We start from the raw sequence: 16,634 nt of genomic DNA, 5'->3' as shown, positions 1-16,634 counted from the left end.
GAGAATGATGTCCTGTAGGAAATCTCACTCCCACTCGATCGTCGCCGGCGGCTTGCCCGAAATGTCATACACGACGCGGTTCAGCCCACGCACCTCATTGATGATGCGATTGCTCACCTTGCCCAGCAGCGAATGCGGCAAATGCGCCCACTGCGCCGTCATGAAGTCCAGCGTCTGCACGGCGCGCAGCGCAACGACATATTCATAAGTACGCCCATCGCCCATCACCCCCACCGACTTCACCGGGAGGAACACGGCAAACGCCTGGCTGGTCGCTTCATACCAGTTCACCGGCGCCTTGCCCGCATCGATGCCCGGCACATGCGGCACTTCGAACGGCGTGTTGCGCAGCTCTTCGATGAAGATCGCATCCGCCTCGCGCAGCAGGTCGGCATACTCCTTCTTCACTTCGCCCAGGATACGCACGCCCAGGCCAGGCCCAGGGAACGGATGACGATACACCATGTCATGCGGCAGACCCAGCGCAACACCCAACTTGCGCACCTCGTCCTTGAACAGCTCGCGCAGCGGCTCGAGCAGCTTCAGGTTCAGCGTCTCGGGCAACCCGCCCACATTGTGGTGGCTCTTGATGGTCTGTCCCTTTTTACCCTTGCCGGCCGACTCGATCACGTCCGGATAAATCGTGCCCTGCGCCAGCCACTTGGCATTGGTCAGCTTGCCCGCTTCGACCTGGAACACCTCGACGAATTCACGGCCGATGATCTTGCGCTTCTGCTCGGGATCGGTCACGCCGGCCAGGTGGCCCATGAACTGCGCTTCGGCATCGATGCGGATGACTTTCACGCCCAAGTTCTTGGAGAACATGTCCATGACCATCTTGCCTTCGTCCTTGCGCAGCAGGCCGTGATCGACGAACACGCAGGTCAGCTGGTCGCCGATCGCGCGGTGGATCAGCGCGGCGGCCACGCTTGAGTCGACGCCGCCCGACAGACCAAGAATGACTTCATCGGTGCCCACCTGTTCGCGGATCTTGGCGACGGCTTCGCCGATGTAATCCGGCATGTTCCAGTCCGACTTGCAGCCGCAGATCTCGTGCACGAAGCGGCCGATGATGGCTTCGCCCTGGGTCGTGTGCGTGACTTCCGGGTGGAACTGCAGCGCGTAGAAGCGGCGCTCCTCGTCGGCCATGGCGGCGATCGGGCAGCTGTCGGTCGAACCCATCAGCTTGAAGCCTTGCGGCATGTCCAGGACCTTGTCGCCGTGGCTCATCCAGACCTTCAGCATGCCGTGGCCTTCGTCGGTCACGAAATCGTTGATGCCGTTCAGCAGCGCGGTGTGGTTGCGGGCGCGCACTTCGGCGTAGCCGAATTCGCGCTTCAGGCCGTTCTCGACCTTGCCGCCGAGCTGAGCTGCCATGGTCTGCATGCCGTAGCAGATGCCCAGCACCGGCACGCCGGCTTCGAACACCGCCTGTGGCGCGCGCGGCGAATCGCCTTCGAGCGTCGAGTTGTGGCTGCCCGACAGGATGATGCCCGAGGCGCCGTATTCGCGGACGAACTCGTCGCTGACGTCATAGGGGAAGACTTCGGAGAACACGCCGGCGTCGCGCACGCGGCGCGCGATCAGCTGGGTAACCTGGGAGCCGAAATCAAGGATGAGGATTTTGGAATGCATGGGAGGACAGTAAGTGGTGATCTGTGAGCAGGGTGGACGGGTGCCCGTCCGCCCTACAAGAGCGCGGCCGTTTGCAGGCCGCGTTGGATGGCGATTACTCCGAACGGTAGTTCGGCGCTTCCTTGGTGATCTGCACGTCGTGCACATGCGATTCGCGCATGCCGGCCGAGGTGATCTCGACGAACTCCGCTTTCTCGCGCAGCTCTTCGATGGTGGCGCAGCCGCAGTAGCCCATCGACTGGCGCACGCCGCCGATCAGCTGGAAGATGATCGCCAGCACGCTGCCCTTGTAGGCGACGCGGCCTTCGATGCCTTCCGGGACGAACTTGTCGGCCTTGCTCGAGGCTTCCTGGAAGTAGCGGTCGGCCGAACCGTCGGCCATCGCGCCCAGGCTGCCCATGCCGCGGTAAGATTTGTAGCTGCGGCCCTGGTACAGGATCACCTCGCCCGGCGCTTCTTCGGTGCCGGCGAACATCGAACCCATCATGACCGTGTGGGCGCCGGCTGCCAGCGCTTTCGAGATGTCGCCCGAGAAGCGAATGCCGCCATCGGCGATGCACGGCACGCCGGTGCCTTCCAGCGCCTTGGCCACGTTCGAGATCGCGGTGATCTGCGGCACGCCGACGCCGGCGACGATACGGGTGGTGCAGATCGAGCCGGGGCCGATGCCGACCTTGACCGCATCGGCGCCCGCTTCCACCAGCGCCAGTGCGCCGGCGGCGGTGGCGATGTTGCCGCCAATAACTTCCACGTGCGGGAAGCGCTGCTTGATCCATTTCACGCGGTCGAGGATGCCCTGCGAGTGACCGTGGGCGGTGTCGACCACCAGCACGTCGACGCCGGCGGCGACCAGCAGTTCGATGCGCTCTTCGTCGCGCGGGCCCACGCCGGTGGCGGCGCCGACCAGCAGCTTGCCCTGCGAGTCCTTCGATGCCAGCGGGTGCTCGTGCGACTTCTGGATGTCCTTCACGGTGATCAGGCCGCGCAGCTCGAAGTTGTCGTTGACCACCAGCACGCGCTCCAGGCGGTGCTTGTTCATCAGGCGCTTGGCCTCGGCCGTGTCCGCGTCCTCCTTCACGGTCACCAGCTTGTCGCGCGGCGTCATCTTGGCGCGCGCTTCGGCCTCCAGGTCTTCCTCGAAACGCAGGTCGCGGTTGGTGATGATGCCCACCACCTGGCTGCCCTCGACCACCGGGAAGCCGCTGATGCCGTGCTGCTGCGAGAGCGCCAGCACTTCACGGATCTTCATGGTCGGCGGGATCGTGATCGGGTCGCGCAGCACGCCGGCTTCGAAACGCTTCACCCGCGCCACTTCGCGCGCCTGGTCGCTCGGCCTCAGGTTCTTGTGGATGATGCCGATGCCGCCCTCTTGCGCCATGGCGATCGCGAGATTCGCTTCGGTCACGGTGTCCATCGCCGCCGACAGCAGCGGGATGTTCAGCGAAATATTACGCGTCAACTTGGTGCGGAGCGAAGTTGCGGCCGGAAGAATGTTGGAGTAAGCGGGGACGAGCAGCACGTCATCGAAGGTGAGTGCTTTTTGGAGGAGACGCATAGTATTTCCTATAGGCGCAAAAGCAAATTATACAGAAACTCCCAATTTCCGTCGCCGGGGAGGCCAAAATTTCTTTTGCCCGATGCGCCCGGCGATTGACAGCCAGGCCAGGACATGGCGAAATCGACGCGTTCATCCAGGAACCATTTCATGCCTCTTCTGTCCAGACACGCCCTCGGCGCCCTGCTCCTCTTCGCCGCCACCGCCGCCCATGCCCAGTACGTCTGGATCGGCCCCAACGGCACGCGCCAGTATTCCGACCGCCCGCCGCCGCCCGGCACGCCGGCCAGCAAGATACTCAAGTCGCCCGGCCGCCCGGCGCTGGAACCGTCGACCTCTCCGGAACCGCCCGACAAGAGCAAGGACGCTGTCGCGCCACCCACCCTGGCCGAGCAGGAAGCCGCCTTCCGCCAACGCAGCAAGGCGCGCGCGGAGCAGGAGCAGAAAGGCCAGGAAGAAGCCGGGCGCCGCCGGCGCCTGGCCGAGCATTGCGCGGCGGCCCGCGAGACGCAGGCCAATCTGGCATCGGGCATCCGTGTCGCGCGGATCGGACCGGATGGCGAAAAAACCTATATGAGCGACGAAGAAAAAGCCGCGCGCAGCGAACAGGTCAGGCGTGCAGTGCAGGAGTGCCGCTAATCCGCGCCAGGGCCGGTTCGGGCGCCGCCTCCACGCGATTGCGTCCACCCGCCTTGGCCGCATACAGGGCCGTATCGGCGCGCGCCATCAGGCTCGTGATGTCTTCGCCCGGCTGCAGCATGGCCATGCCGATGCTGACGGTATAGGGCACGCCGGCCGCGCCCGCGCCCTCCTGCGGCGCGCGTTCGAGCGCGGCGCGCAGTCGCTGCGCCACCGCGAGCACCGTGCCGTCGTCGGCGTCGGGCAGCAGCACCGCGAACTCTTCGCCGCCCAAGCGCGCGCAGTAGTCGACCTTGCGGATCACCTGCTGGGTACGCTCGACGAGGTCGCGCAGCACCTGGTCGCCGACCCCGTGGCCATGGGTGTCGTTGATGCGCTTGAAGTGGTCGGCGTCCACCAGCAGCAGGCCGAGGCGGCTGCCGCGGCGCTCGGCCCGCGCCAGCTCGCGCTTGGCGAAGGCGAAGAAGGCGCGGCGCGAGGCGGCCCCGGTCAGGTGGTCGTGGTCGGCGGCGTGCGTGCTGGCGGCGATCAGGCGCGCATTGGCCATCATCACGGCGCCCAGGGTCAGGGCCGGCAAGGCAAGGGTGCCGATCGCGAAGAACACCAGGTTATAGGTGCTCGCCTCGAGCAGCGAGTAAGGCTGGTAGGCGTCGATGGCGTAGAAGGTCCCGCGCCAGGCGTGGCCGACGCCCAGCACCAGGGCGGCGCTGCGGGTGAAGGTGAACGAGTAGCGCAGGCGCGGCTCGACCGTCCCGCGCAGGGTGTAGCCGATCGAGAAACAGACGGCGCCATGGTAGAGCGACATCGCCACGATGCGCAGCGGCGCCGATTCGACGGCATGATGGAAGAAGACGAGCGCGGCCATGGCGGCCAGCGCGCCGCCGGCCAGCCAGCGCCACGGGACGGAACGGCCCAGGAAGCGGCGGAAGCCCGCGTAGGCCAAGGTGATCGTACCCATGTAGAGCGCGTTGGCGACCTCGACGCTCAGGAACTCGGGAACGAACCCGCGCGCGGCGAACAGCAGCAGCGCCACCACGGCCAGCAGGTTCGCCCGTCGCCACTCGCGGATGCCCGCCACCTCGCTCTTGGCAAGCGAGGACAGGACCAGCAGCATGACCCCCGACAAGGCGGTGGTCACTAAAATCAGACTCAGGGCATTCAACATCGGCACAGCAATCAGGCGGGCGGCGGGCGGCAAGACGGGACGCCGACATGATACCAAGAAACCCTGAGAAATCTATCCAATTATTGCAGTTATGCAATAAACAAGGCCGGCATGCCGCCTCCGGCTGCTAGACGCCCTCGCCTGCCGTGTCGGGCGCGCTGCGTTCTTTCTTGGCCGCGCGCTTGCGGCGCGACTCCTTGGGATCGGCCACGAGCGGCCGGTAGATTTCAATGCGGTCGCGCTCGCGCAGCATGGTGTCCAGCGTCTTCTTCTTGGCGTAGATGCCGACCGGCTGCGTCGTCAGGTTGATGTCCGGGAAGGCTTCCAGCACGCCGCTGCGTTCGATCGCCTCGCCGATGGTCGTGCCCGCCTCCACGTGCATGGCGCGCAGCCATTCGACCTTGTCGCTGGCATAGCACACCGAAATGCCCAGCATCTCAGCCATACACCGCCTCGGCGCGCTTGCAGAACGAGTCGACCATGCTGTTGGCGATCATGCCGAACACGGGGCCCACGATCTGGGCCAGGATGACGCTCGAGAATTCATACTGCATGTCGAAGTCGATCTTGCAGGCATCTTCACGCAGGGCCTTGAAACTCCACGTCGCCTCCAGCATCTTGAAAGGACCGTCGACCAGGTGCATCTTCATCTGGGTCGGTCGCTGATTGTGGTTCGATGTCGTGAAGCTCTGCTTGACGCCGTGGAAATTGATCTGCAGGCTGGCGACCAGCTTGTCGTCGGTCCGCTCGACGACCTTGACGCCTGCACACCAGGGCAGGAACTTGGGATAATCCTCGACCCTGGCAACCAGGTCGAACATCTGTTCTGCGCTATAGCCAAGGAAAACTGATTTGTGCACTACTGCCATTGGTCAACCGTTTGTTATGATGTTGGTCAAGTTGCATGCGTCATTCGTTGACGCAATGGCAGTAGTTTAACCGACACGCGAATTTTCGCCTTTTCATGAGCATCGCTGACAATAAAAAAGCATTTTTTGACTACTTCATCGAAGACCGCTACGAAGCGGGCCTGGTGCTGGAGGGTTGGGAAGTAAAAGCCATCCGCGAAGGGCGGGTGCAGATCAAGGAAGCCTATGTGCTCGTCCGCAATGGCGAGCTATACCTGTTCGGCGCGCACGTCAGTGCGTTGACGACGACTTCCACCTTCAGCCACCCGGAAGCGCTGCGCTCGCGCAAGCTCCTGCTGCACCGTGCCGAGATCGACAAGCTGATCGGCAAGGTCGAGCGTGCCGGCTTCACGCTGGTGCCGCTCAACCTGCACATGAAGAAAGGCCGCGTGAAGTGCGAGATCGGCCTGGCCAAGGGCAAGAAGCAGCACGACAAGCGCGCGACCGAGAAGGACCGCGACGCCAAGCGCGAGGTCAACCAGGCGATGAAGACCAACCGGCGCTGACGACAGGAAGCCCGTCGCTCCCGCGAAGGCGGGAGCCTAAGTTCGCATGCAGCACCACTTCGTTCGACTTAGCGGGTTTATTGAATGACTTGGGCTCCCGCCTTCGCGGGAGCGACGGTGGTAACGCGGCAAACGATGGCGGCAACGCGCCTTAAGCCTCCTGCACCTTTGGCGCCACCGCGCTGCGCACCGACATGCGCCAGGCGCCAAAGCTCAACAGCAGGCCGCCCGCCACACCCAGCGCCAGCCTCAGGGCGCTGTCGAACAGCAGCGGCGCCACCAGTCCCGACACCAGCGCAAACGACATCATCTGGATGAAGCCGACCATCGACGAGGCCAGGCCGCGGTTGCGCGGGAACAGGCCCATCGCGGTCAGCTGCACCGCCGGCATCGCCACCGCCAGGCCGAAGGTGTAGACGAACAGCGGCAGCACCGACCACGGCACGCTGGCCGGGAACAGCCCGTGGTAACCGACGTTGAGCACCACGCCCAGCGACATCACGGCGTAGCCGGTCCACATCATGCCGCGAGGGGTCGCGCTGTGGGCGCGCTTGCCGCCCCAGGCCGAGCCCACCACCATGCCGCCCACCAGCGGGATGAACATCCACGCGAACGCCGTCTCGGGCAGGCCGAGAATCTCCATCACGAAGTTCGAGGCCGAACCGATGTAGAGCGACAGGCCGCTGAAGGCCAGGCCCACCGACAGCGCCAGGAACACGAACTGCGGGTTGCGCAGCACCATCAGGTAGTTGCGGCCGATGGCGCCGGGGTGGAAGGCCTGGCGCTTGTCGACCGGCAGGCTTTCGGGCAGCAGCTTCATGACCAGCAGGATCATCGCCGCGCCGAACACGGCCAGGAACACGAAGGACGAGCGCCAGCCGAAGGTCACGTGCAGCCAGCCGCCCAGGATCGGGGCGATGGCCGGCGCCAGGCCGAACACCATCATGATGTGCGACATCATGCGCTGGGCTTGCGGGCCCGAAAAACGGTCCTGCACGATGGCCTGCCCGATCACCGAGCCGGCGCCGGCCGACAGGCCCTGCAGCGCACGGAACACCAGCAGCCAGCCGAAGCTCGGCGCCCAGGCCGCGCCGATCGAGGCCAGCGTGTAGACGGACAGCGCGGCCAGGATCACGGGACGGCGGCCGAAGGAATCGGACAGGGTCCCGTAGAACAGCATCATGAAGGCGAACGTGAACAGGAACACGCTCAGGGTCTGCTGCACGGCCACCGGGCCGACCCCGAATTCGACGCCGATCGCCGGCATCGACGGCAGATAGGTGTCGATGGCCAGGGCGCCGATCATGCCGAGGCAGGCGAGGATGACGGTGAGGAGCTTTTGCATGTACTACGCTTTCGGGATCGTTGCCAACACCGCAGGATGCGGCCTTGGGGGGACGCGATTGTACGCCATTTCGATCCCGCCGATCTTCACCGATCCTCACGCAGCGACATGCCGAAGCGGTCCAGGCGCGGCATCCAGTTTTGCTGGTAGGCCGCCGAGACCAGGATCCGCTCGGCGCGCCCGATCAGCTTCTCGCGCGGCACCAGGCCGATCACGCGCGAATCGGCGCTGTCGTTGCGGTTGTCGCCCAACATCATGTACTGGCCGGCCATGATGCGCACCGGCGCGAAGCTGCGCGGCGCCGGAACGCCCGGCAAGACCTGGATGCGCTGGCGCGTGCCGGCCACCCGCTCTTCCATGCGGATGGCGCCCACGTCAAGGCCGCGGCTGCGCTCGCGCGCCTCGCCCAGCACCGCATACGTGGCCCCTTCGCCATTGACGAACAGGCGATCGCCCCGCATCTCGACCAGGTCGCCCGGCACGGCCAGCACGCGCTTGATCAGGCGAACGTCGTCTTGCGGCGAATGGAACACGACCATGTCGCCGCGCGCCGGCTCGCCCAGGTGCGCCACGCTGTGCTGCGTCAGTGGTATCTTGAGGTCGAAGGCCATGCGGTTGATCAGGACCACGTCCCCCTCGAGCAGATTGGGGCGCATCGACCCGCTCGGGATCGGGCTCCAGTCGGCGACCGCGCTGCGAAACACGCCAAACAACAGCAGGAACATCAGGAAGCCCTTGTTGGCGCGGACGAAGTTTTTCATGGACGACTCCTCGGTGAATGGAGGGCCAAGCATAGCCGCCGCCTCCCGGCGAAGGCTTAGCAGTTCGTTAAGACAACAGCAGCGCGAGTGTCACCGCGCTGTCATATTTGACATCTACACTGCCTGCGGGACGACTACGACCGCAGAATATGGACATGAAAAAAAAGGCCACTGAGGCTGAGCTCAAACAATTTTCCGACGGCGGCGCCTACCTGAACCGCGAGCTGTCGCTGCTCGAATTCAACCGCCGCGTGCTGGCCCAGGCCGAAGACCCGTCGATTCCCCTGCTCGAGCGCCTGCGCTTCCTGTGCATCGTGGCGACCAACCTGGACGAATTCTTCGAAGTGCGGGTGGCCAGCCTGCTGGCCCAGTACCAGATGGACCGCGAGAGCGGCGCCCTGCCCGACGGCCTGGCCGCCGACCTGGAACGCGCCAGCGCCGAATGCCGGCACCTGATCGCGCGCCAGTACAGCCTGTTCAACACCGAGATCCAGCCGCAGCTGTCCGAGCACGGCATCCACCTGCTGCGCCGCAGCGATCGCAACGCGGCCCAGCGCGCCTGGGTAAAGCAGTATTTCGACCGCGAGGTGCGCCCGCTGCTCACGCCGATCGGCCTCGACCCGGCCCACCCCTTCCCGCGCGTGGTCAACAAGAGCCTGAACTTCATCGTGGAACTCGCCGGCAAGGATGCCTTCGGGCGCGGTTCGGGCATCGCCATCATGAAGGCGCCGCGCGTGCTGCCGCGCGTGATCCGCTTGCCGGACGAACTCTCGGACAAGAAAGGCGCTTCCTACTGCATGCTGTCGTCGGTGATCCAGGCCCATATGGCCGACCTGTTCACCGGCCGCGAAGTGGTCTCGCATTCGCAGTTCCGCGTCACCCGCAACAGCGACCTGTGGGTCGACGAAGAGGAAGTGAAGAACCTGCGCCAGGCGCTGCAGAGCGAATTGCATAGCCGCCAGTACGGCTTCGCGGTGCGCCTCGAGGTGGGCCGTTCCTGCCCCGAACACCTGTCGGACTTCCTGCTCAACCAGTTCCAGATCGACCGCAGCCGGCTGTTCAAGGTCGACGGGCCCGTCAACCTGAGCCGACTGCTGGAAATCGTCAACAGCAGCGAGCGCGTCGACCTGACCTTCCCGCCCTATGTCGCGGGCTACCAGAACAAGCTGTCCGGCCCCGACCTGTTCGCCGCGCTGCGCAAGCACGACGCGCTGCTGCACCATCCGTTCGAATCGTTCCAGCCGGTGATCAACTTCATCCAATGTGCGGCCGCCGACCCCAACGTGGTGGCGATCAAGCAGACGATCTACCGCGCCGGCACCAGTTCGGAGCTGGTCGACGCCCTGATCGCGGCCGCGCGGCGCGGCAAGGAAGTCACCGTCATCGTCGAGCTGATGGCGCGCTTCGACGAAGAGGCCAACATCAACTGGGCCGAGAAGCTCGAGCAGGCCGGGGCCCAGGTGGTGTATGGCGTGGTGGGCCTCAAGACCCATGCCAAGATGGCCCTGGTGCTGCGCCGCGAGCCCAATGGACTGCGCCGCTACGCCCACCTCGGCACCGGCAACTACAACCCCACCACGGCCAAGTTCTATACCGATATGGGCCTGCTGACGGCCGATGCCGAGCTCACCGCCGACGTCAACGAGGTTTTCATCCACCTTACCAGCATGACCCGGCCCAAGCAGCTGTCGAGCATCTGGCTGGCGCCGTTCTCGCTGCAGAAAGAGATCGTGCGCGCGATCCGCCAGGAAGCCGAGATCGCGCGCCAGGGCCGGCCGGGCCGCATCATCGCCAAGATGAATTCGCTCACCGACGAGTCGGTGATCAAGGCGCTGTACGAGGCCTCGCAGGCCGGCGTCAAGATCGACCTCATCGTGCGCGGGGCCTGCTCGCTGCGCCCTGGCGTGGACGGTCTGTCCGAAAACATCAAGGTGCGCTCGATCGTCGGGCGCTTCCTGGAGCACACCCGCATCTTCTACTTCCGCAATGACCTGAAGCACGACGTGGTGCTCGGCAGCGCGGACTGGATGAACCGGAACCTGTTCCGCCGGGTCGAGGTGGCATTCCCGATCCGCTCGACGCCGCTCAAGCGGCGCGTGATGCGCGAGGGCCTGCACCCCTACCTGAAGGACAACGTCAATGCCTGGGAGCTGGCGCCGGACGGCCGCTACCGCCGCCGCAAGGCGCGCGGCAAGCAGGGTCGGTACAGCGCGCAGCAGGCGCTGATGGACCTGCTGGGCGCCGCCAACCTCGACAACGATACCAACGACAAGGAGATCGACAATGGAACTGATCCTGTGGCGCCACGCTGAGGCCGAACCGGGAGAACCGGATTCCTCACGCGAACTGACGCCCAAGGGCCAACGCCACGCCGCGCGCATGGGCGCCTGGCTGGACCGCAAGCTGCCGCCCGCCTGCCGCATCCTGGTGAGCCCCGCCACGCGCTGCATCCAGACGGTGGAGGCGCTGGGACGGCGCTACGAGGTGGTGGAGGCGCTGAACACGGATTCCAGCGCGGAAGCGATCATCGCGGCCTGCGGCTGGCCCGACCACCGCCAGCCGGCATTGGTCGTCGGTCACCAGCCGCTGCTGGGGCAAGTCGCGTCGATGGTCCTGTGCGGGGACAAGCAGGATTGGCGCATCCGCAAGGCAGGCGTGTTCTGGATCGAACACAAGGAGGCGGATGGCGTGCCGTATATCCGGCTGGTGGCGGGGCCGGATGTGATTGGCAAATTGCGCTGAACGGCACCAAACAAAACCACTAAGCTGCGCACGTCGTTCCCGCGAACGCGGGAACGACGACCGATCTACCTTGCCTGGAACGCGATGCCTACGTCATTCCAGCTGCACTCTTCCTTCTCGAACCATGGCGCCAGCGTCGGATGCCGCGCCAGCAGTTCCGGCGGCAGGTCGATCTCGATCTTGCCCTTCATGCGCAGGCGCAGGTTGCCGATATCGTCGTCGGCGCGCGCATGCATGAACACCACCGCCAGGCGCAGCGCCAGCACCGCCTTGGCCAGGTCGGGCTCGACCAGCGCCTCGCGGATCTTGCGCAGATTGCCCTTCTGGCCCAGCACCAGCGTCGCCAGCAGGCGCTGCTCGCGCGTGGTGAAGCCCCCCAGGTCGGCGTGCTCGACGATGTAGGCGCCATGCTTGTGGGCGCCGCTCATCGAGATGGCCAGGCCGATCTCGTGCAGCATGGCGCTCCAGGCCAGGTAGTGCGGCTGGCTGTCGGCCTGCGGCTGCAGGCGCTCGTAGAGCTGGGTCGCGATGCCGCAGGTGCGCAGCGCGCGCTGGGTGTCGACCCGGAAGCGCTGCATACAGGAGCGGATCGCGGCGTCGCGCCGGTCGCGCCGGTTGGCGCGCAGTTCGAGGTCGGACAACACGCCCAGGCGCAGACCGGCATTGACCGCGTGCAGGCGCTCGACCTTGAGCTCCTGCATGGCGCCGATGAGCACCGTCAGGCCGCCCACCATCACCGGCACCCGGTCGCGCTTGACGCCTTGCAGGGCAAAGGCGTCCACGTGGCCCAGCTCGATCAGGATGTCGCGCAAGGCGTGCAGGCTGGGCTGCGACACGGTGCCGTCGCCGATCGCATTGCGGCCGATGACTTCGGAGATGGCGCGCATGGTGCCGGACGAGCCATAGGCGGCGTCCCAGCCCTGGGCGTGGTAGAGCGAGGCGGCGTCCTCGAAGCGGGCGCGCGCCGCGGTGACGGCGGCGTCAAAACTGCGCGCGGTGATGCGGCCGTCCGGGAAATAGGCGCGCACCTGCGGCTGGGTGCCGATGCCGAACGACTCGACCAGCTGGATCTCGGCGCCGGTGCCGGCGATGACCTCGGTCGAGCCGCCGCCGATGTCGATCACCAGCCGCCGCTCGTCCTGGCGCTCGATGGCGCGCGTCACGCCCATGTAGATCAGGCGGCCTTCTTCCTCGCCCGAGATGATCTCGATCGGGTAGCCGATCGCCGCCTCGAGCTGCGGCAGCAGCTGGTCGGCGTTCTGCGCCACGCGCATGGTGTTGGTGGCGACCACCCGCACGGCGTCGAGGTGGTATTCGTCGAGGATCTTGCGGAAATCGTGCAGGCAGGCGATGGCGCCGCGCATCGCCGCCTCGGTGAGCATGTTGTTGCTGTCGAGCCCCGCTGCCAGGCGGATCGGATCGCGCGCGGTGCGCACGATGTGCATGCGGGCGCCGAGCGGCTCGCCGATGTGCAGGCGGAAGCTGTTGGACCCGAGGTCGACGGCTGCAAACATGAGGTCCTTTCGAAAATGGACGAATCCCGCGGCCAGCTCATGCTGCGCGGGATCGCTAGGGTCCAAGTATACAGCGTGGCACGTGCCGCCACCAACTGCGGCGCACGAAAAAATGCCCGGGATGTTGCGCGGCGCGGTCCGTTCAGCGGTGCTGGCGGGCGGCTGGACGACGGCGCAGGCAGTACCAGGCGCCGACCAGGCAGGGAATGCCGAGCGTGACGGCGGACAGGGCGTCCCAGATGCCGTCGCCCAGCAGGGCCGAGATCAGGCCGATGGTGGTGAGGATGGCGAGCACGATCGGCGCGCCCCAGATTTGCAGGGGAGTTCTGCTCACGATGCGCCTCCTTCGCGCGCCAGCGCCGGCGCCTCGTGACCACAGGCCGGCGCGTGCCGTTCCAGGGCCGCGGCCTTGGCCGTCGCGTTGGCGGTCTTGCCGCGCTTGACCCACAGGTACAGGCCCGTCACCAGGATCACGATGGTCGCGATGTCGAGCACCGCCCACAGGAATTTCATCCACTGGCCGCCGTAGTCGCCGAAGTGCAGCGGCTGCGACACCAGCAGCGCCTTCAGGTACCACGGCAGTTCGGGCGCGTCGGTCAGCTCGCCGGTATGGGCGTCGACCAGCACCGGCTGGTACATGCGCGAGCTGAACGGCTCGTTGCCGTTCATGAAGATGCCGTAGTGGTGGGCGCTGCTGAAGTCGGTGCCCGGGAAGGCCACGAAGGCGACCCGCATGCCCGGGAGGCGCTCCTTGGCCTTCTCGATCGCGTCGTGCACCGAGGCGGTATGCGGCTGCGGCGCCTTGTCCTTGTACTGGGCCAGGATCTCACTGAGCTCATTGTGCTGGTAATACTTGAGCATCAGGTCGGCCCAGGTATTGATCATGCCGGTGCCGCCGACCACGAACAGCCAGGTGAGCGTGACGATGCCCAGCAGGTTGTGCATGTCGAGCCATTTGAGTCGGCTGCTCTTTTCCTTGCGCACGGTGCCGAAATCGAGCTTGCGCATGAAGGGCGAGTACAGGACCGCGCCGCTGACGATCGCGACCAGCAGCAACAGGGCCATCAACCCCAGAAAGAGCTGGCCGGCCAGGCCCATGAACAGGTCGACGTGCAGCGCCAGCATGGTCGACATGAACGCGCCGCCTTCGAAAGCCGGCTCGACGATCACCTTGGTGGTGCGCGCATCGACCGCGATCGGCTTGTAGTCGTGATCGTGCATGTGGTCGGCCAGGGTGACGTTCCAGATCTCGGGCACGTCCGCCTCCTGGGAGATGAACATCGGCTTCTTGGTCGGGTACAGCTCCTTGGCCGAGGCGATCACGGCGTCGACGTTGCCCATCGGGGTCGGTTGCGACAGGATCGGCGGTTCGACCTCGTTGCCCAGCAGGTGGCCGATCTCATGGTGATAGATGAGCGGCAAGCCGGTCAGGCACAGCAGCAGCATGAAGACGGTGCAGACCAGGCTGGACCACTTGTGGATCCAGCCCCAGCGGCGCAGGGAAACGGGTGACATGTTATCGGATGTGCATGATAGCTAGAGATGCAGACCATGAATAGTAATCGTTCTCATTTACATAATCAAGCATCAGGCATAGAATGCGCGTTACTTTTAACGCATAAACAGAGCAAGACCATGAACACGCTGCGCTTCACCCTGACCCCGGCCGCGCTGGCCGCCGCCCTCCTGGTCGCCACCACTGCGTCCAGCACCGCGTTTGCCCAGCAGTCCGAACCGACAACCGACGGGAACATCTCGACCGTGGTCGTGACCGCCTCGGCCGACGCCTCGGCCCAGGGCCTTCCGGCCGCGTATGCCGGCGGCCAGGTGGCGCGCGGCGGCCGCCTTGGCCTGCTGGGCAACGTCGACATCATGGACACCCCGTTCAACAGCACCAACTACACCCATGCGCTGATCCAGGACCAGCAGGCGCGCAGCGTGGCCGACGTGGTGCAGAACGACCCGTCGGTGCGGGTGGCGCGCGGCTTCGGCAACTACCAGGAGCTGTACATGATCCGCGGCTTCGCCGTCGGCTCGGACGATACCGCCTATAACGGCCTGTACGGCCTGCTGCCGCGCCAGTTCGTGGCGACCGAGCTGATGGAGCGGGTCGAGGTGCTGCGCGGCGCGCACAGCTTCATCAACGGCGCGGCGCCGGCCGGCGGCAGCATCGGCGGCTCGATCAACATCCTTCCCAAGCGCGCGCCGAACCAGGAGTTGAGCGAAGTGACCGTGGGCGTCGAGACCGGCGGCCAGGGCTACGGCGCCATCGACCTGGGCCGCCGCTTCGGCGAGGATGGCCGCGCCGGCGTGCGCGTCAACGTCGCGCACCGCAACGGCGACACCGCGGTCGACCGCGAGGAACGCGAACTCTCCGTGTATTCGATCGGCGTGGATTACCGCGGCCGCGGCTACCGCCTGTCCGCCGATGTCGGCGCGCAGGACCACCAGCTGACCAATGCCCGTCCGAGCGTGGACCTGGCGCCTGGCCTGCCGATGATCGCGGCGCCGGATTCAAGCCACAACTTCGCCCAGCCCTGGACCGTCTCGAACGAACGCCACACCTTCGGCACCGTGCGCGCCGAAGTCGACCTGGGCGCGAATGCGGTCGCCTGGGCCGCCGCCGGCCTGCGCAACGGCCAGGAATTCAACATCCTGGCCGGCATCGACGTCAACGCCGTCAATGGCGGTGCCACCATGAGCCGCTTCGACAATATCCGCAAGGACCAGGTGCGCACCGGCGAAGTGGGCGTGCGCGGCGAGCTGCGCACCGGCTTTGTCAAGCACGTGCTGAGCGCTTCGGCGTCCGGCTTCCACTCCATGTCGCGCAACGCCTATGGCATGTCCGATTTCGCCGGCTTCGCGTCGAACCTCTACCGTCCGCGCGACGTCGCGGCGCCGTCGTCGGCCTTCTTCACCGGCGGCGACATGAACGATCCGCTGGTGACCTCGAAGACCATCCTGTCGGGCCTGGCGGTCGCCGACACCATGTCGCTCATGGACGACAAGGTACTGGTCAATGTCGGCCTGCGCCACCAGCGCATCAAGGACTTCGGCTACGACTACAACACCGGGCTGGAGAATTCGGCCTACGAATCGAGCGAGAACACGCCGTTCGCCGCCATCGTCTACAAGCCGCGCAAGGACCTGTCGGTGTATGCCAACTACAGCGAGGGCCTGCAGCGCGGCCCGGTCGCCTCGGGCACCGACATCGTCAACCAGGGCGAGATCTTCGCGCCCTACGTCGCGCGCCAGCGCGAAGCCGGCGTCAAATACGACAGCGGCCGCTACGGCTTGAGCGCCGCCGTGTTCTCGACCAGCCAGCCGAGCGCTTATGTCGAAAACCGCGTGTTCGGCGTGTTTGGGGAGCAGCGCAACCGCGGCCTCGAGCTGTCGGTATTCGGCACCCCGGCGCGCGGCCTGAAGCTGCTGGGCGGCCTGACCCTGATCGACGCCGAGCAGCGTGTGACGGCCGGCGGCGTCAACCAGGGCAAGAAAGCGATCGGCGTGCCGGAAACGCAGCTGAACATCGGCGCCGACTGGATTGTACCGGGCGTGGACGGCCTGTCGCTGAACGCGCGCACCGTATATACCTCGAAGCAGTACGCCGATGGCGCCAACCTGCAGAAGCTGCCGTCCTGGACCCGCCTGGACCTGGGCGCGACCTGGAATACCCGCTTCATGGACCGCGACCTGACCCTGCGCGCGCGCGTGGACAACGTCACGGACAAGAATTATTGGGCCTCGGCCGGCGGATATCCGGGCGCGGGCTACCTGGTGCTGGCGGCGCCGCGCAGCGTGTCGGTGTCGGCGACGGTCGGCTTCTGAGTATCACCGCAGGCGCAGGCCGTCCTTCACGGCAGC

General features: G+C 65.9%; 15 protein-coding genes. 5 read left to right on the top strand and 10 right to left on the bottom strand.

The window, feature by feature from the left end; genetic code table 11:
• Positions 1-24: 24 nt before the first annotated feature.
• Both guaA and guaB read right to left on the bottom strand, forming a co-directional pair.
• Positions 25-1,635: a glutamine-hydrolyzing GMP synthase gene (gene guaA, locus DIR46_RS24575; RefSeq protein WP_109347576.1), complete on the bottom strand. Its 1,611-nt coding sequence runs from the start codon at positions 1,633-1,635 to the stop codon at positions 25-27.
• A 94-nt stretch (positions 1,636-1,729) separates the two neighbouring features.
• Positions 1,730-3,190 carry an IMP dehydrogenase gene (guaB, locus tag DIR46_RS24570; RefSeq protein ID WP_109347575.1) on the bottom strand — a complete coding sequence of 487 codons (1,461 nt, stop codon included), beginning with the start codon at positions 3,188-3,190 and terminating at the stop codon, positions 1,730-1,732.
• A 150-nt stretch (positions 3,191-3,340) separates the two neighbouring features.
• On the opposite strand from guaB, the gene DIR46_RS24565 reads away from it, so the two are divergent.
• Positions 3,341-3,829, top strand: coding sequence for a DUF4124 domain-containing protein (locus DIR46_RS24565; protein WP_109347574.1), 489 nt, complete (start codon positions 3,341-3,343; stop codon positions 3,827-3,829).
• Here the strand turns inward: DIR46_RS24565 and DIR46_RS24560 are convergent.
• The 3 genes from DIR46_RS24560 to DIR46_RS24550 form a co-directional block, all read right to left on the bottom strand.
• On the bottom strand, positions 3,801-4,967 hold the full coding sequence (locus DIR46_RS24560; protein ID WP_162819625.1) for a GGDEF domain-containing protein: 1,167 nt from the start codon (positions 4,965-4,967) through the stop codon (positions 3,801-3,803). The genes DIR46_RS24565 and DIR46_RS24560 overlap by 29 nt on opposite strands.
• 154 nt (positions 4,968-5,121) lie before the next feature.
• Positions 5,122-5,439 (bottom strand): RnfH family protein, encoded by a 318-nt coding sequence (locus tag DIR46_RS24555; protein WP_109347572.1) that lies wholly within the window; start codon positions 5,437-5,439, stop codon positions 5,122-5,124.
• Positions 5,432-5,863: a type II toxin-antitoxin system RatA family toxin gene (locus DIR46_RS24550; RefSeq protein ID WP_109347571.1), complete on the bottom strand. Its 432-nt coding sequence runs from the start codon at positions 5,861-5,863 to the stop codon at positions 5,432-5,434. The genes DIR46_RS24555 and DIR46_RS24550 overlap by 8 nt, the downstream gene beginning before the upstream one ends.
• A gap of 95 nt (positions 5,864-5,958) precedes the next feature.
• Here DIR46_RS24550 and smpB point away from each other — a divergent pair, with 95 nt between their 5' ends.
• A complete protein-coding gene (smpB, locus tag DIR46_RS24545; protein WP_005667675.1) occupies positions 5,959-6,408 on the top strand; it encodes an SsrA-binding protein SmpB in 450 nt (149 codons plus the stop codon).
• Between the two features lie 151 nt (positions 6,409-6,559).
• On the opposite strand, the gene DIR46_RS24540 is transcribed toward smpB, so the two are convergent.
• Together DIR46_RS24540 and lepB are read right to left on the bottom strand one after the other, a co-directional pair.
• Positions 6,560-7,753 (bottom strand): multidrug effflux MFS transporter, encoded by a 1,194-nt coding sequence (locus DIR46_RS24540; RefSeq protein WP_109347570.1) that lies wholly within the window; start codon positions 7,751-7,753, stop codon positions 6,560-6,562.
• Positions 7,754-7,839: 86 nt separating this feature from the next.
• On the bottom strand, positions 7,840-8,514 hold the full coding sequence (lepB, locus tag DIR46_RS24535; protein ID WP_109347569.1) for a signal peptidase I: 675 nt from the start codon (positions 8,512-8,514) through the stop codon (positions 7,840-7,842).
• A gap of 149 nt (positions 8,515-8,663) precedes the next feature.
• Here lepB and ppk1 point away from each other — a divergent pair, with 149 nt between their 5' ends.
• Both ppk1 and DIR46_RS24525 read left to right on the top strand, forming a co-directional pair.
• Positions 8,664-10,826: a polyphosphate kinase 1 gene (ppk1, locus tag DIR46_RS24530; protein ID WP_109347568.1), complete on the top strand. Its 2,163-nt coding sequence runs from the start codon at positions 8,664-8,666 to the stop codon at positions 10,824-10,826.
• Positions 10,798-11,256: a SixA phosphatase family protein gene (locus tag DIR46_RS24525; protein ID WP_109347567.1), complete on the top strand. Its 459-nt coding sequence runs from the start codon at positions 10,798-10,800 to the stop codon at positions 11,254-11,256. Before ppk1 ends, DIR46_RS24525 begins: the two co-directional genes overlap by 29 nt.
• A gap of 65 nt (positions 11,257-11,321) precedes the next feature.
• On the opposite strand, the gene DIR46_RS24520 is transcribed toward DIR46_RS24525, so the two are convergent.
• The 3 genes from DIR46_RS24520 to DIR46_RS24510 all read right to left on the bottom strand — a co-directional run bounded on the left by DIR46_RS24520 (position 11,322) and on the right by DIR46_RS24510 (position 14,285).
• On the bottom strand, positions 11,322-12,770 hold the full coding sequence (locus tag DIR46_RS24520) for a Ppx/GppA phosphatase family protein (protein WP_109347566.1): 1,449 nt from the start codon (positions 12,768-12,770) through the stop codon (positions 11,322-11,324).
• A 142-nt stretch (positions 12,771-12,912) separates the two neighbouring features.
• On the bottom strand, positions 12,913-13,104 hold the full coding sequence (locus DIR46_RS24515; RefSeq protein ID WP_109347565.1) for a hypothetical protein: 192 nt from the start codon (positions 13,102-13,104) through the stop codon (positions 12,913-12,915).
• The gene (locus tag DIR46_RS24510; RefSeq protein ID WP_109347564.1) at positions 13,101-14,285 is read right to left on the bottom strand and encodes a PepSY-associated TM helix domain-containing protein; all 1,185 of its coding nucleotides are present in this window, start codon (positions 14,283-14,285) and stop codon (positions 13,101-13,103) included. Before DIR46_RS24510 ends, DIR46_RS24515 begins: the two co-directional genes overlap by 4 nt.
• 120 nt (positions 14,286-14,405) lie before the next feature.
• On the opposite strand from DIR46_RS24510, the gene DIR46_RS24505 reads away from it, so the two are divergent.
• Positions 14,406-16,598, top strand: coding sequence for a TonB-dependent receptor (locus DIR46_RS24505; RefSeq protein WP_109347563.1), 2,193 nt, complete (start codon positions 14,406-14,408; stop codon positions 16,596-16,598).
• Positions 16,599-16,634 lie beyond the last annotated feature (36 nt).

It is taken from the genome of Massilia oculi, from assembly GCF_003143515.1.
GTDB lineage: Bacteria > Pseudomonadota > Gammaproteobacteria > Burkholderiales > Burkholderiaceae_D > Telluria > Telluria oculi.
This window is presented reverse-complemented; position numbering and strand designations above follow the sequence as displayed.

What these genes read in the sequence shown, in the direction of transcription:
- guaA (WP_109347576.1), bottom strand. Translation starts at nt 1,635, where the DNA reads ATGCATTCCAAAATCCTCATCCTTGATTTCGGCTCCCAGGTTACCCAG.
- guaB (WP_109347575.1), bottom strand. Translation starts at nt 3,190, where the DNA reads ATGCGTCTCCTCCAAAAAGCACTCACCTTCGATGACGTGCTGCTCGTC.
- DIR46_RS24565 (WP_109347574.1), top strand. Translation starts at nt 3,341, where the DNA reads ATGCCTCTTCTGTCCAGACACGCCCTCGGCGCCCTGCTCCTCTTCGCC.
- DIR46_RS24555 (WP_109347572.1), bottom strand. Translation starts at nt 5,439, where the DNA reads ATGGCTGAGATGCTGGGCATTTCGGTGTGCTATGCCAGCGACAAGGTC.
- DIR46_RS24550 (WP_109347571.1), bottom strand. Translation starts at nt 5,863, where the DNA reads ATGGCAGTAGTGCACAAATCAGTTTTCCTTGGCTATAGCGCAGAACAG.
- smpB (WP_005667675.1), top strand. Translation starts at nt 5,959, where the DNA reads ATGAGCATCGCTGACAATAAAAAAGCATTTTTTGACTACTTCATCGAA.
- DIR46_RS24540 (WP_109347570.1), bottom strand. Translation starts at nt 7,753, where the DNA reads ATGCAAAAGCTCCTCACCGTCATCCTCGCCTGCCTCGGCATGATCGGC.
- lepB (WP_109347569.1), bottom strand. Translation starts at nt 8,514, where the DNA reads ATGAAAAACTTCGTCCGCGCCAACAAGGGCTTCCTGATGTTCCTGCTG.
- ppk1 (WP_109347568.1), top strand. Translation starts at nt 8,664, where the DNA reads ATGGACATGAAAAAAAAGGCCACTGAGGCTGAGCTCAAACAATTTTCC.
- DIR46_RS24525 (WP_109347567.1), top strand. Translation starts at nt 10,798, where the DNA reads ATGGAACTGATCCTGTGGCGCCACGCTGAGGCCGAACCGGGAGAACCG.
- DIR46_RS24520 (WP_109347566.1), bottom strand. Translation starts at nt 12,770, where the DNA reads ATGTTTGCAGCCGTCGACCTCGGGTCCAACAGCTTCCGCCTGCACATC.
- DIR46_RS24510 (WP_109347564.1), bottom strand. Translation starts at nt 14,285, where the DNA reads ATGTCACCCGTTTCCCTGCGCCGCTGGGGCTGGATCCACAAGTGGTCC.
- DIR46_RS24505 (WP_109347563.1), top strand. Translation starts at nt 14,406, where the DNA reads ATGAACACGCTGCGCTTCACCCTGACCCCGGCCGCGCTGGCCGCCGCC.